The following is a 14,610-nucleotide window of genomic DNA, read 5'->3' as shown; positions in this document are numbered from 1 at the left end:
TTATGGGAGCAATAGTTTACGGACATTTTACCGATGAGCTCGATTTACTGAATGCAGTAAAAGAACTCAAAAACAAAAAAATACATATTGCCGACGTGCGCACTCCTTTTCCTGTTCACGGGTTGGACACGGCACTAAAATACCCGCGTTCCCATCTGCCCAAAATTGCTTTTGCTGCCGGACTAATTGGAGGCTCGCTGGGATTGCTTTTCCAGATATGGGTTTTTACAAAAGGATGGCCGCTTAACTTCGGGGGGAAACCCTACTTGTCAATTCCTTCTTTTATCCCGGTAACATTTGAGCTAACTGTTCTTTTTGCTGCATTTGCCATGGGAATTGCTTTCCTTTTGCGCTCTAACCTGGGGCCCGGAAAAATTCCGAATATTTTAGATGATGACGTTACCAACGATCATTTTCAGGTAATTCTTGCAGCCAAAAACAATAACCTTTCTGAAATTGAGCTGGCTGAAGCATTGGAAGCTGCCGGAGCAATTGATGTAAAACAAGTAAACGCAACAACATGATGGAAAAACAAAATATACCGGAACCTGTTCCATTCAAATTCGGGAATAAGCTAAAAATATATTTAGGCATTGCTGCCGGCATTGGTCTAATTGCGCTTCTTATTGCTGTTTTTTTTCAGCAACTGCCATCCGAACGCATTTGGGCTAATTTGTGGATGAATGCGCTTATGTTTGTGTTTTTAGGATTAGGTGCACTCTTCTTCTGGACGGTGAATACATTGGGCGAATCTACCTGGCAAATCAATATTCAGCGAATTATGGAATCAATGGGACTGACGATTCCTTTCGCAATCATCTTTTTTATTGCTGCTTTTCCAGGGCTGAAAGATCTGTTTGAATGGACACACACAGAGCATCTCGACGACCTTTTGCAAAAGAAGACAGGTTATCTTAACCTTCCGTTCTGGATGCTTCGCTTTGCGTTTTACTTTGCATTGTGGAGTTTCTTTGCCATCTATTTGCGTAAGATGTCGGTTAAAAATGATTTCGAGCCGCAGGAAAAATACCTTGCCCGCTTACGTGCCACTTCCGGGTGGTTTATTGTTTTCTTTGCCATAACCAGTTCCACCGCTGCCTGGGACTGGCTCATGTCAATCGACGCTCACTGGTTCAGTACACTTTACGGATGGTATATTTTCTCGGGTATGTTTGTTTCGGCGCTGGCAGTAATAATTATAATTGCAGCTGCGTTCAAACACTTCGGCATTCTCCCAAATGTGAATTCAGAACACTTGCACGATCTGGGAAAATACCTTTTCGGATTCAGCATTTTTTGGGCCTATTTGTGGTTGAGCCAGTTCCTGCTCATTTGGTACAGTAACATTCCGGAGGAAACAATCTATTTTGTTGAACGCACAAAAAATTTCGGGACGTTATTCTATGTAAATGTTATTGTCAATTTCCTTTTTCCATTTTTGGCACTGATGACCCGCGGAGCAAAACGCCAGCCGCTTTACCTCGCCATTGTGGCCATAATTGTATTATTCGGGCACTACCTCGATTTGTACCTGGCCATTATGCCGGGAGCAGTAGGACACGAAAATACGTCCATCGGGTTGCTGGAAATCGGATTACCACTTTTCTACCTGGCTGCTTTTATGGCGCTGTTTTTTACGTTTTTCGAAAAAGCGAAGCCGGTGCCGGCCAATCATCCTTATTTTATTGAAAGTTCGAGTTATGAAAACATTTAGCATAATACACTGGATTGGATTTTTCGGGATAGTTATACTTTTCTCGTCATGCGATAACAACCGCAACGAGCCCGGCTGGAGTTTCTTTAACGACATGGAACATTCGCAGGCCTACGAAACGTGGAGCGAAAACCCGAATCTCCCTGAAGGAAAAACAATGACCGGGCCTGTGGAAGGGACAGTTGCAATTCACGAACATGCTTTCGGTTTTGTCAGAACCCCTGAAGATGAGCTTAAAGCTGCCTCGTTAACAAATCCCGTGGCAAATGATTTTAATCGTGAACGTGCGCAACTTAAATACGAACAATACTGCATTGTTTGCCATGGAGAAAAAGGTGATGGCAAAGGGCACCTTTTCACCAGCGGGAAATACCCGATTCCCCCGGCAAATTATCATGCCGAGCGGGCCATGGAGAAAACCGACGGACAATTATTTCATAACATCAGAATCGGGTTTGGTGTGATGGGCGCCCACGGACCGCAGTTATCTGTTGACGACACGTGGCAGTTGGTCAACTACATCCGCCACTTGCAAGCGCAGCCAATCGAGTAGTCAATATCTCCACACAAAATCAAGCATTTATACGATATTAAAATTGCAACTGACAAACAATTTGGATAGCGATTTCTATTTTTCTGGATACTGGGGCTGGTTGACTATGTTTTCCTGAATAAAGTTTTTCAGGCTTGAAAACTTTGCGCTCTTCGCAAAAAAAACGATTTAAAACAGAGTTAAAAGTGGTTGTAATATTGCGCTGACGAAGAAAAACCATATTATTATTTTTGGGGATAAACGCGATTATTTTTCCTGCAAATTAAGAATAAACCTGTAATTTGCAGTTGCTAACTCATACCCATTAAAAAAAATTAGAATGGAATTTTTCAGTGCAAATAATGTAACCAAAGTATTCTCGACCACCCGGGCTTTATCGGACGTGAGCATTTCGGTAAAGGAGCAAACCATATTCGGATTGCTTGGGCCAAACGGAGCAGGGAAAACCACGTTGATTCGTATTATCAATCAGATTACCGCGCCTGACGAAGGAGAACTTCTTCTGGACGGCAGAAAAATGCGACAGTCTGATGTTGCTCATATTGGCTATCTTCCCGAAGAACGCGGCCTTTACAAAAAAATGAAAGTGGGCGAACAGGCCATTTACCTGGCTCAGTTAAAAGGGATGAGCAGGAAAGATGCCATTCAGAACCTGAAACACTGGTTTGAACGTTTTGAAATGGGCGGTTGGTGGAATAAAAAAGTGGAAGAACTGTCGAAAGGGATGCAGCAAAAAGTACAGTTTGTTACCACGGTAGTTCACAAACCAAAGCTCCTGATTTTTGATGAACCGTTCAGTGGATTCGACCCTATTAATGCCAACCTGCTGAAAAGGGAGATTCTTCAGCTAAAAGAAGAAGGGTCAACAATTATTTTCTCCACACACAACATGGGTTCGGTTGAAGAGCTTTGCGACCATATTGCGCTCATAAACAAATCAAAAAAAATAGTTGACGGTCCTACCGACGAAATACGTCAGAAGTATAAATCGAACATTTTTGAAATAACATACAAAGGAGACTTCAGCGAAGTTAACAATGCGCTGGGAACTAATTTCGAAGTACTAGAGCACACAGAATCGGACAAAGCAAACCGGCTACAGGTGCAGTATCTGAACGGGAATTCAAATAACGAGTTGCTAAAAGCCCTGATGCCGGCTGCCGAAATTCTTTCATTTGAAGAGATTATTCCGAGTATGAACGATGTATTTATTAAAGCAGTTCAGGAATCCAACAACTTAAACAAGTAAACAATGAATAAAACAATACTTATACTTCAGCAGGAATATTTAAAAAGGGTAAAAAAGAAATCATTCATTGTTCTTACCCTGCTCGTTCCGCTACTTTTTGTCGGCATGTTCGCCCTCATTATTTTTCTGTCGGTAAATAACGACAAGCAGGAACGAACAATTGCCGTCTACGATGAATCAACGCTTTTTCTGGGCGCGTTAGAACAGGAAGGGTACACCAGGTACCATTTTATTCCGAAAGACGAGTACGAGCGTTTAAAATCGAATATAAAAGAATCGGAATTTTACGCCCTGCTTTACATCCCTGAAAATATTTACTCGAACAACTCCGCTCAAATGATTTCGGAAAAGCAGTTACCGATGGATCTTATTCAGCAGGTTGAACGGAGGCTGAGCCGGTTTATCGAAAATGACAAGCGCCAAAAAATAATTGCAGAAACGGGAATTCCCAATCTGGAAGAACAGCTTTCATCAACGCGAACATCGGTAAAGCTGAATACGCTTAAAGTTTCAGAAACCGGGGAGGCGAAAAAAAGCTCTTCTGAAGTAGCATTTATTACCAGTTACGCCATGGGATTCATCATCTATTTCTTTGTTTTCATGTACGGCTCCATGGTTATGCGCAGCGTTATGGAAGAAAAAAAGAACAGAATTGTTGAGGTAATTATATCATCGGTAAAACCGTTTCAGCTTATGGCCGGCAAAATAATCGGGACGGCGCTGGTTGGACTTACCCAGGTAGCAATTTGGGTGCTGGTTGGCATAGTAGGCCTCACAATTGCGCAAAGCTTCTTCAGCCCTGAATCTGCACAGCAAATGGGACAGAGCCTCATGGAGAGCCAGCAAACCATGGGAGCCAACATTTCGGCCGGAGAGAGTCAGGTTACCGAAATCATTGGGCTCATCAACAACCTGAACATTCCGCTTATTTTGTTCGCTTTTGTTTTTTATTTCCTGGCCGGTTACCTGATGTATAGCTCGTTGCTCGGAGCTGTGGGTGCTGCTGTTGATAACGATGAAGATTCCCAGCAAATGGTGTTTCCCATTACTTTTCCGCTTATTCTTTCCATTATGCTGCTGTTCCCCATTGCCCGAAATCCCGAAGGCCCAATTGCTTTTTGGGGCTCTATTATCCCGCTTACATCGCCCGTAGCAATGCTTGCACGTGTGCCATACGGAGTGCCGGTGTGGGAACTGCTGCTTTCAATGTTTTTGCTTATTCTGACAACTGTTGGTGCAATATGGGTAGCTGCCAAAATTTATAAAACAGGACTGCTCATGTATGGCAAAAAAGTAAATCTGAAAGAGTTGATTAAATGGTTACGGTACAAAAATTAAATTTATTCAAATAATACATACTTTTCAGTCTGATTTATTGATTTTTGCTTAACTTGCATCACAATATGAGAAACATGACATGCCACATATTTGTTTGTTGTTGGGGTAATCTATCCCGAGAAGGCGTGTGTTGTTAAAAAAATCAGATAAATTTTATTTTACAGTATAAGGCTTTCCGGGATATCCAGGAGAGCCTTTTTTTTAACCGTTTTTAAAATTAACTCGTTATGAAAGTACAAAACATTCTGCAAACCATTGGAAATACACCACATGTAAAAGTAAACCACCTTTACCCCGACGATTTCGAAGTTTGGGTTAAGCTGGAGAAAACCAACCCGGGAGGGAGCATCAAAGACCGTGTTGCCCTTTCAATGGTAGAAGATGCAGAAAAGAAAGGCATTTTGACCGAAGGTTCTGTTATAATTGAGCCGACTTCCGGAAATACCGGCATTGGACTGGCGCTGGTTGCTGCGGCTAAAGGATACCGATTGATATTAACCATGCCCGAGTCGATGTCGCTCGAACGGAGGCAGGTGCTGCATGCACTTGGCGCTGAACTGGTATTAACGCCCAAAGGAACAGGCATGAAAGGGTCAATTGCTAAAGCAGAAGAACTGGCCAAAGAAATCCAAAATGCATGGATACCGTTTCAGTTTTCTAACCCGGCCAACATTGATGCCCACCGGAAAAATACGGCAATAGAAATCCTAAATGATTTTCCGCAGGGGATAGATTACCTGATTACAGGCGTAGGAACAGGCGGCCATATCAGCGGTGTTGCCGAAGTGCTAAAAAAGGAGTTTCCCAAGATGCAGGTATTTGCCGTTGAACCGTCAGACAGCCCCGTAATTAGCGGCGGGCAACCGGGGCCGCATCAGATACAGGGAATTGGAGCTGGTTTTATTCCCGACAACCTCAAAACCGAACTGTTAGACGGAACAATATCTGTTACAAAGGAGGAAGCATTTGAATACGCCCAAAAAGCAGCTAAACTCGAAGGCATGCTTGTGGGAATCTCGTCGGGTGCCTCGCTGGCAGCTGTCGCTAAAAAAATTAAAGAAATTCCGAAAGGCTCCCGCATTTTAACCTTTGCATACGACCTTGGCGAGCGCTATCTTTCAGTTGAAGGATTGTTCTAAAAACATTATTCGGCTATAAAACGAAAAGAGGAATCAGACACCTGATCCCTCTTTTTCGTTTGTTATAATTTTGTTTACGCCTGAGCCGTCGGCCCTCCAAATCCCATGGGGGGTATTCCCGGGTCGGAACCCGGTTTTACATTCTTGATTGGCCCGTTAATAGCCTCAAACTTTTTAATATTGTCTTGCAAAGCAAGCAATAACCGTTTGGCATGTTCAGGAGTAAGAATTACTCTTGATTTCACATTTGCCTTAGGAATTCCGGGCATTATCCGAACAAAATCAACTACAAATTCAGAACTGGAATGAGTAATAATTGCAAGGTTTGAGTAAATACCCTGTGCAACTTCTTCACTCAATTCAATATTCAACTGTTGTTGTTTTTGTTTTTTATCATCCATGTTTATCAGACTTAAGCGTTTTTCTTCATATCAATTAACCTGTCGTATTCTTCTTTGGAACCAACAATCAGGTTTTTGTATTCCTTCAATCCGGTACCGGCAGGAATCAGGTGACCACAAATCACATTTTCCTTCAGTCCGTCGAGGTAATCAACTTTACCATTGATGGCAGCTTCGTTCAACACTTTTGTAGTTTCCTGGAACGATGCAGCTGATAACCAACTTCTGGTTTGCAGTGACGCACGTGTAATCCCCTGCAGAATCTGGCTTGATGTTGCTGGAATTGCGTCTCTTGATTCCACCAGCTTTTTATCTTTCCGCCTCAACTGAGAATTTTCATCTCTGAGCCTGCGCGAAGAAATAATCTGACCAGCTTTTAAACCATCTGCATCACCCGCATCAATAACCACTTTCTTGTTCCAAATCCAGTCGTTTTCCGACAGGAATTCATTCTTGTCAACAATCTGTTTTTCGAGGAAACGTGTATCACCCGGGTCATCAATTTCCACTTTACGCATCATTTGACGAATGATAACTTCAAAGTGTTTATCGTTGATTTTTACGCCCTGCATCCGGTAAACGTCCTGGACTTCGTTCAAAATATATTCCTGAACAGCAGTAGGCCCTTTAATTGCCAGAATATCGCGGGGAGTAATAGCCCCATCAGAAAGCGATGTACCTGCCCTGATATAGTCGTTTTCCTGAACCAAAATCTGCCTTGAAAGCGGCACCAGGTATTTCTTAACGTCACCTGTTTTAGTTGTAACGATAATTTCGCGGTTACCACGTTTAATTTTACCCAGAGAAATTTCTCCGTCGATTTCAGAAACAACAGCAGGATTAGAAGGGTTACGTGCTTCGAACAGTTCGGTAACACGCGGCAAACCACCGGTGATATCGCCTGCTTTTCCAGCAGCCCTCGGTATTTTAACCAAAACTGTACCGGCTTTCACCGTCTGTCCCTGCGATACGGCAATGTGCCCACCCACAGGTAAGTTGTACGACCGAATCATCGAGCCATCTTTGTCCATGACTTTCAGCGTCGGGTTTTTGGTTTTGTCCCTGGTTTCAATAATTACTTTTTCGCTATAACCGGTTTGTTCATCCGATTCTTCACGGAAAGTAATACCGTCAATAAGATTTTCGAATTCGATTTTACCATCAAATTCAGTAATAATAACTCCATTGAACGGGTCCCATTCACAAATTAGAGTACCTTTTCTAATCTCGTCACCATTATTTACATACAATTTAGAACCGTATGGAATGGCGTGATTTGAAAGCTGTATCTTGGTATTTTTATCGATAATTTTGAGTTCGGCTAACCGGCTCACAACTATCTCAACAGGATTTCCGTCTTCTCCTTTGTATTCAACCGAACGTAGTTCTTCAATTTCGACATACCCGTCGTAACGTGCTTCAACTCTCGATTGCGCGGAAATGTTACCGGCGATACCCCCAACGTGGAAGGTACGCAGAGTAAGCTGTGTTCCCGGCTCTCCAATCGATTGTGCAGCGATAACACCAACAGCTTCTCCCTTCTGAACCATGTATCCGGAGGCAAGGTTACGTCCGTAACATTTTGCACAAACTCCAACTTTTGATTCACAGGTAAGCACCGAACGAATTTCTACGCTTTCCAGCGGAGAATCTTCAATTTTCTGTGCAATTTCTTCTGTAATGGTATCGCCCGATTTGATAATCAATTCTCCGTTAAGCGGATGATAGATATCGTGAACCGAAGTACGTCCAACAATACGTTCGAAGAGCGATGCAACAATTTCTTCGTTGTTTTTAATTGCTGTAGCTACAATACCACGCAAAGTTCCGCAATCTTCTTCCTGAATAATAACATCCTGAGATACGTCAACCAAACGACGGGTAAGGTATCCGGCGTCAGCAGTTTTAAGCGCTGTATCCGCCAAACCTTTACGTGCACCGTGGGTAGAAATAAAGTACTCAAGTACGGAAAGTCCTTCTTTAAAGTTCGCCAAAATAGGGTTCTCAATAATCTGGGAACCGGTAGAACCGGATTTCTGCGGTTTTGCCATCAATCCCCTCATACCACACAACTGACGAATCTGTTCTTTAGAACCACGAGCTCCGGAGTCAAGCATCATATAAATTGAGTTGAACCCCTGGTCGTCCGAACTAATGGTTTTCATTACCGATTGTGTCAATTTCGAGTTGGCATGTGTCCAGATGTCAATAACCTGGTTGTACCTCTCGTTGTTGGTAATAAAACCCATGTTATAGTTGGAAATTACCTCTTCAACTTCTTCGTAAGCAGCGCCAACAATTGTTTCCTTATCCTTCGGGATAATTACATCGTCGATGTTGAAAGACAATCCGCCCCGGTATGCCATACGGTAACCAAGGTTTTTGATGTCATCAAGGAAAGCAACGGTGTCGGCATTTCCACATACTTTGAAAACAGTTGAGATAATGGTACGCAACGACTTTTTGGTCAGAATCTGGTTAATGTATCCTACCTTGCGAGGTACAAATTCATTAAACATCACACGACCGGTCGTTGTTTCTATAATATGTTTGAAGATTTCGCCATTTTCATCTACATCCTCTACTTTTACTTTAATAACAGCATGTAAACTAAGCGCTTTTTCTTCGTATGCAATTGTAACTTCTTCAGGTGAATAGAACGTCATCCCTTCACCTTTTGAGCCTTTGCGGGCTTTTGTCATATAATACAAGCCAAGAACCATATCCTGAGAAGGAACCTGAATAGGTGCTCCATTCGCAGGGTTCAACAGGTTATGCGAGGCAAGCATCAACAACTGAGCTTCCAGAACAGCAGCATTTCCTAACGGTAGGTGAACCGCCATCTGGTCACCGTCAAAGTCAGCATTAAACCCGGTACACACCAGCGGGTGGAGTTGAATAGCTTTCCCTTCAATCAACACAGGCTGAAATGCCTGAATTGACAATCTATGCAGTGTGGGCGCACGGTTTAGCATAACAGGGTGTCCTTTCAATACATTCTCAAGGATTTCCCATACCACTGGGTCTTTCCTGTCGACGATCTTTTTAGCCGATTTTACAGTCTTCACAATTCCTCGTTCAATCAATTTCCTGATTATAAAAGGTTTGTAAAGCTCTGCAGCCATACCTTTAGGAAGACCACACTCATGAATTTTGAGTTTAGGGCCAACCACAATAACCGAACGGGCAGAATAGTCAACACGTTTACCGAGCAGGTTCTGACGGAAACGTCCCTGCTTTCCTTTCAAACTGTCTGAAAGCGATTTGAGTGCGCGGTTATTTTCTGTTTTAACCGCATTTGATTTCCTTGAGTTATCGAAAAGCGAGTCAACAGCTTCCTGTAGCATTCGTTTTTCATTACGAAGAATTACTTCAGGAGCTTTGATTTCGATAAGTCTCTTCAACCTATTGTTCCGAATGATTACCCTGCGGTAAAGATCATTCAGGTCGGAGGTGGCAAAACGCCCGCCATCCAATGGAACAAGTGGCCGTAAATCGGGAGGAATTACCGGAACAACCCGAACAATCATCCATTCAGGACGATTGAGGTTTTTACTTGCCCTGAATGCTTCTACCACCTGCAAACGCTTCAATGCTTCATTTTTACGCTGCTGCGATGTTTCGGTGTTTGCCTTATGCCTTAAAGTATATGACAAGTCATCCAAATCGAGCCGGCTCAAAATTTCGTATAAAGCTTCAGCTCCCATTTTTGCGATGAATTTATTTGGATCTTCATCGTCAAGGAACTGATTTTCTTTAGGCAAAGTATCAACAATATCCAGGTATTCTTCCTCAGTAAGGAAATCGAGTTCTTTTATTCCGTCGGTTGCTTTTATTCCAGGATTAATTACGACATAACGTTCGTAATAAATAATGGAATCAAGCTTCTTTGTTGGTAGTCCCAACAAATATCCAATTTTATTTGGCAATGAACGGAAGTACCAGATATGTGCGACCGGAACAACCAAAGCGATATGTCCCATGCGTTCGCGACGTACTTTCTTCTCGGTTACTTCAACTCCACAGCGGTCGCAAACAATTCCTTTGTAACGAATTCGTTTGTATTTACCGCAATGGCATTCGTAATCTTTCACAGGTCCGAAAATACGCTCGCAAAACAAGCCATCCCGCTCAGGTTTATAAGTTCTGTAGTTTATTGTTTCAGGTTTCAAAACTTCACCATACGATCTTTCCAGAATTTCTTCGGGAGAAGAAAGACTGATTGAAATTTTTGAAAAACCTCCTTTTGCTTTGTTATCTTTTCTGAATGCCATAATCTGAATTAAAAATCATTATAACAGAACCAAAATACAGGAAGATGGAGTACTACTCCATCTTGATGCTGAGGCCAAGACCTCTCAGTTCGTGCAACAACACATTGAGCGATTCCGGGATACCTGGTTGCGGCATCGGTTCACCTTTCACTATAGATTCGTATGCTTTTGCCCTTCCCATTACGTCGTCAGACTTCACGGTAAGGATTTCCTGAAGTATATGAGATGCACCAAATGCTTCGAGCGCCCAAACTTCCATTTCCCCAAAACGCTGACCACCAAACTGAGCTTTACCACCCAAAGGCTGCTGCGTAATAAGTGAATATGGCCCAATGGAACGAGCGTGCATTTTGTCTTCAACCATGTGACCCAGTTTCATCATGTAAATGATTCCAACTGTTGCCTGCTGGTCGAACGGCACACCGGTTTCCCCATCGTAAAGTGTTGATTTCCCGAAACGAGGAATACCTGCTTTATCGGTATATTCAGCGATTTCTTCAAGCTCGGCACCATCAAAAATCGGAGTAGCAAATTTAACTCCCAGTTCTTTTCCTGCCCAAGCAAGAACAGTTTCGTAAATCTGTCCCAGGTTCATCCTGGATGGTACCCCCAGCGGGTTAAGCACGATGTCAACAGGTGTTCCGTCAGCAAGGAATGGCATATCTTCTGCACGGACAACCCTTGAAACAATCCCTTTGTTTCCGTGACGTCCGGCCATTTTATCACCAATCTGCAGCTTACGTTTTTTGGCGATAAATATTTTTGCCAGCTGAATAATACCTGCAGGCAGTTCATCACCAATGGTAACATTATATCTTTCGCGCCTAGCAAAAGCTTCCGCTTCTTTGTGCTTTATAATGTAATTATTAATTACTTTAAAAATCAGATCGTTTTTATCTTTATCGGTTGTCCATTTTGACGGATTAACCGAGAGATAATCGATTTCCTGAAGCTGTTTCAAGGTGAATTTGACACCTTTTGCTATAACTTCTGTTCCGTAATAATCTTTTACGCCCTGCGAAGTTTTTCCACTTACAAGTGTAAAAAGTTTATCTTCCAAACGTGCGCGCAACGCAGCCACTTCGCGGTCAAAATTTTCATCAATTTGATCGAGAAGAGTTTTTGTAGCTGTTTTGCCTTTTTTGTCTTTGGCAACTCTAGAGAATAGCTTTTTATCGATAACAACGCCTGACAGTGATGGAGAAGCTTTTAGAGAAGCATCTTTTACATCGCCAGCTTTGTCACCAAAAATAGCACGAAGCAATTTTTCTTCCGGAGAAGGATCCGATTCGCCCTTCGGTGTAATCTTACCAATAAGAATATCACCAGGTTTAACATCGGCGCCAATTCGGATAAGCCCGTTTTCATCCAGATTTTTAGTTGCTTCCTCGCTTACGTTCGGAATATCAGAAGTAAACTCTTCAAGCCCGCGTTTTGTATCACGAACTTCGAGACTGTATTCATCAACATGAACAGAAGTGAAAATATCTTCACGAACTATTCGTTCTGAAATAACGATGGCATCCTCGTAGTTGTATCCCTGCCATGGCATAAATGCCACCTTCAGGTTTCTTCCGAGTGCCAGTTCTCCATTTTCTGTACCGTAACCTTCCGAAAGAATTTCGCCTTTTTTAACCCTCTGCCCTTTGCGAACAATCGGTTTTAAATCGACGGTAGTTCCCTGGTTGGTTTTCGTATATTTTTGAAGCGGATAAGTTACTACCTCGGGGTCGAAGCTAACAAAACGTTCGTCTTCAGTAACGTCGTACCGAACTATAATTTGTGTAGCATCAACAAATTCAATAACGCCGTCGGCTTCTGCCTGAACAAGCACATTAGAGTCGGCAGCAGCTCTTGCCTCCAACCCGGTTCCCACAATTGGGGCTTCGGGACGAAGCAACGGAACTGCCTGACGCATCATGTTTGATCCCATCAAAGCACGGTTGGCATCATCGTGTTCCAAAAAGGTAATAAGAGAAGCAGCAAGCGAAGCAATCTGGTTCGGACCAACGTCCATCAAATTTACTTCTTCTTTATCTACCAACGGATAATCACCATCCAGTCTCGATTTTACCTTCTGGTTTAAGAAATAACCATCCGCATCGATTGGTGCGTTGGCCTGCGCTATAACTTTCCCTTCTTCTTCTTCTGCAGTCAGATAAACTGCTCCTTCATCCGAAAGGTCAACTTTTCCGTCGGCAACCTTTCTATAAGGAGTTGAAATAAATCCAAGGTCAGTAATTTTTGCAAAAACACACAGCGAAGAAATCAAACCGATGTTTGGTCCTTCCGGTGTTTCAATCGGACACAACCTTCCGTAGTGGGTATAGTGTACGTCACGTACTTCGAACCCTGCCCTTTCCCGAGACAAACCTCCTGGTCCCAAAGCAGACATACGACGTTTATGGGTCATTTCGGCCAACGGGTTGGTCTGATCCATGAACTGCGATAATGCATTGGTTCCAAAAAATGAATTAATAACCGAGGATAGTGTTTTGGAGTTAATCAGGTCGATTGGCGTAAATACTTCGTTGTCGCGCACATTCATTCGTTCACGAATAGTACGTGCCATACGAGCCAATCCTATACCAAATTGGTTGTACATTTGTTCTCCAACTGTACGAACACGACGGTTGCTCAGGTGGTCGATATCATCCACGTCGGTTTTAGAGTTTACCAACTGAATAAGATACCGGATAATTTCGATAATGTCTTCTTTAGTAAGAACACGATTTTCGGCATCCACCTCGAGGCCAAGTTTTTTGTTGATCCTGTAGCGGCCAACTTCACCCAGATCGTATCGTTTATCAGAGAAAAACAGTTTATCAATCACGTCGCGTGCGGTAGCTTCATCTGGCGGTTCGGCATTCCTTAGCTGACGATAAATGTGAAGAACTGCTTCTTTTTCAGAGTTACATGGATCTTTCTGGAGCGTGTTGTAAATAATCGCAAAATCCTGCTGTCTCTGATCGTCTTTGTGAATCAAGATAGTTTTTACTCCCGAATCGAGAATTTCCTCTATATGATCTTCCTCCAGAACAGTCTCCCTGTCTATAATAACTTCGTTACGCTCAATAGAAACTACTTCACCGGTATCTTCATCAACAAAGTCTTCAACCCACGATTTTAACACGCGGGCTGCCAGCTTGCGACCAACTAGTTTTTTGAGGCCTGTTTTTGAAACTTTGATTTCATCGGCCAAATCAAAAATACCGAGGATCTCTTTATCACTTTCGTAACCAATAGCTCTCAGCAGTGTGGTAACCGGCAATTTTTTCTTACGGTCGATATAAGCGAACATGACACTGTTAATGTCTGTTGCAAATTCGATCCATGACCCTTTAAAAGGGATAATTCTTGCGGAATAAAGTTTGGTACCATTGGCATGCAAACTTTGCCCGAAGAAAACGCCAGGCGACCTGTGCAATTGAGAAACAATAACCCTTTCGGCCCCGTTAATGATGAAGGTTCCTTTCCCGGTCATGTACGGAACTGTACCTAAATACACGTCCTGAACCACGGTGTCGAAATCTTCGTGCTCAGGGTCGGTACAGTAGAGTTTCAACCTTGCTTTTACCGGCACGCTAAAAGTTAATCCACGCTCAATACATTCCGGAATGGAATACCTGGGCGGATCTACCTGATAGTCGAGAAACTCAAGAACGAAATTGTTCCGAGTGTCCGTAATCGGGAAATTCTCTTCGAATACACGCCACAGTCCTTCCTCCTTCCGCTTTTCGGGCGTAGAGTCTAACTGAAAAAATTCTTTGAATGATTTAATTTGTACTTCTAGGAAGTCAGGGTAATCAAACCTGGTTTGTGTTGAGGAAAAATTTATCCTCTCGATTTTTGTATTTACTGACATGTATTTATACAGGTTAATTATATAAAATATAAATACACAAAAAGGTTTAGAATCCTGCCTGACAAGACTCTAAACCA

At 42.7% G+C, this 14,610-nt stretch carries 9 protein-coding genes; 6 read left to right on the top strand and 3 right to left on the bottom strand.

Going from position 1 to position 14,610, the window contains the following annotated elements; all coding sequences use genetic code 11:
- Positions 1-2: 2 nt before the first annotated feature.
- The 6 genes from BUB08_RS14665 to cysK all read left to right on the top strand — a co-directional run bounded on the left by BUB08_RS14665 (position 3) and on the right by cysK (position 5,993).
- A complete protein-coding gene (locus BUB08_RS14665; RefSeq protein ID WP_073002663.1) occupies positions 3-524 on the top strand; it encodes a DUF3341 domain-containing protein in 522 nt (173 codons plus the stop codon).
- On the top strand, positions 521-1,714 hold the full coding sequence (locus BUB08_RS14660) for a hypothetical protein (protein ID WP_073002662.1): 1,194 nt from the start codon (positions 521-523) through the stop codon (positions 1,712-1,714). The genes BUB08_RS14665 and BUB08_RS14660 overlap by 4 nt, the downstream gene beginning before the upstream one ends.
- The gene (locus BUB08_RS14655; protein WP_073002661.1) at positions 1,701-2,267 is read left to right on the top strand and encodes a c-type cytochrome; all 567 of its coding nucleotides are present in this window, start codon (positions 1,701-1,703) and stop codon (positions 2,265-2,267) included. Before BUB08_RS14660 ends, BUB08_RS14655 begins: the two co-directional genes overlap by 14 nt.
- 319 nt (positions 2,268-2,586) lie before the next feature.
- Positions 2,587-3,516, top strand: coding sequence for an ABC transporter ATP-binding protein (locus BUB08_RS14650; RefSeq protein ID WP_073002660.1), 930 nt, complete (start codon positions 2,587-2,589; stop codon positions 3,514-3,516).
- Positions 3,517-3,519: 3 nt separating this feature from the next.
- Positions 3,520-4,854 (top strand): ABC transporter permease, encoded by a 1,335-nt coding sequence (locus BUB08_RS14645; RefSeq protein ID WP_073002659.1) that lies wholly within the window; start codon positions 3,520-3,522, stop codon positions 4,852-4,854.
- A 227-nt stretch (positions 4,855-5,081) separates the two neighbouring features.
- On the top strand, positions 5,082-5,993 hold the full coding sequence (cysK, locus tag BUB08_RS14640) for a cysteine synthase A (protein ID WP_073002658.1): 912 nt from the start codon (positions 5,082-5,084) through the stop codon (positions 5,991-5,993).
- 74 nt (positions 5,994-6,067) lie between these two features.
- Here cysK and BUB08_RS14635 read toward each other — a convergent pair whose 3' ends face one another.
- Genes BUB08_RS14635 through rpoB form a run of 3 tightly spaced genes read right to left on the bottom strand, consistent with a single transcriptional unit; the run spans position 6,068 to position 14,533 of the window.
- Positions 6,068-6,394, bottom strand: a complete 327-nt coding sequence (locus BUB08_RS14635) for a DUF3467 domain-containing protein (protein WP_073002657.1) — start codon at positions 6,392-6,394, stop codon at positions 6,068-6,070.
- Between the two features lie 11 nt (positions 6,395-6,405).
- Positions 6,406-10,668: a DNA-directed RNA polymerase subunit beta' gene (gene rpoC / locus BUB08_RS14630; RefSeq protein WP_073002656.1), complete on the bottom strand. Its 4,263-nt coding sequence runs from the start codon at positions 10,666-10,668 to the stop codon at positions 6,406-6,408.
- A gap of 52 nt (positions 10,669-10,720) precedes the next feature.
- Positions 10,721-14,533 carry a DNA-directed RNA polymerase subunit beta gene (gene rpoB / locus BUB08_RS14625; RefSeq protein WP_073002655.1) on the bottom strand — a complete coding sequence of 1,271 codons (3,813 nt, stop codon included), beginning with the start codon at positions 14,531-14,533 and terminating at the stop codon, positions 10,721-10,723.
- Between the last annotated feature and the right edge of the window lie 77 nt (positions 14,534-14,610).

The sequence above is a fragment of the Mariniphaga anaerophila genome, from assembly GCF_900129025.1.
Lineage (GTDB): Bacteria > Bacteroidota > Bacteroidia > Bacteroidales > Prolixibacteraceae > Mariniphaga > Mariniphaga anaerophila.
Note: the sequence above shows the minus strand (reverse complement) of the source record. Positions and strands in the feature narration are given on the sequence as shown.

Bases quoted from the DNA above. Each gene is read 5' to 3' on its own strand.
- cysK (WP_073002658.1), top strand. From the start codon at position 5,082: ATGAAAGTACAAAACATTCTGCAAACCATTGGAAATACACCACATGTA.
- rpoC (WP_073002656.1), bottom strand. From the start codon at position 10,668: ATGGCATTCAGAAAAGATAACAAAGCAAAAGGAGGTTTTTCAAAAATT.
- BUB08_RS14645 (WP_073002659.1), top strand. From the start codon at position 3,520: ATGAATAAAACAATACTTATACTTCAGCAGGAATATTTAAAAAGGGTA.
- BUB08_RS14635 (WP_073002657.1), bottom strand. From the start codon at position 6,394: ATGGATGATAAAAAACAAAAACAACAACAGTTGAATATTGAATTGAGT.
- BUB08_RS14660 (WP_073002662.1), top strand. From the start codon at position 521: ATGATGGAAAAACAAAATATACCGGAACCTGTTCCATTCAAATTCGGG.
- BUB08_RS14655 (WP_073002661.1), top strand. From the start codon at position 1,701: ATGAAAACATTTAGCATAATACACTGGATTGGATTTTTCGGGATAGTT.
- BUB08_RS14665 (WP_073002663.1), top strand. From the start codon at position 3: ATGGGAGCAATAGTTTACGGACATTTTACCGATGAGCTCGATTTACTG.
- BUB08_RS14650 (WP_073002660.1), top strand. From the start codon at position 2,587: ATGGAATTTTTCAGTGCAAATAATGTAACCAAAGTATTCTCGACCACC.
- rpoB (WP_073002655.1), bottom strand. From the start codon at position 14,533: ATGTCAGTAAATACAAAAATCGAGAGGATAAATTTTTCCTCAACACAA.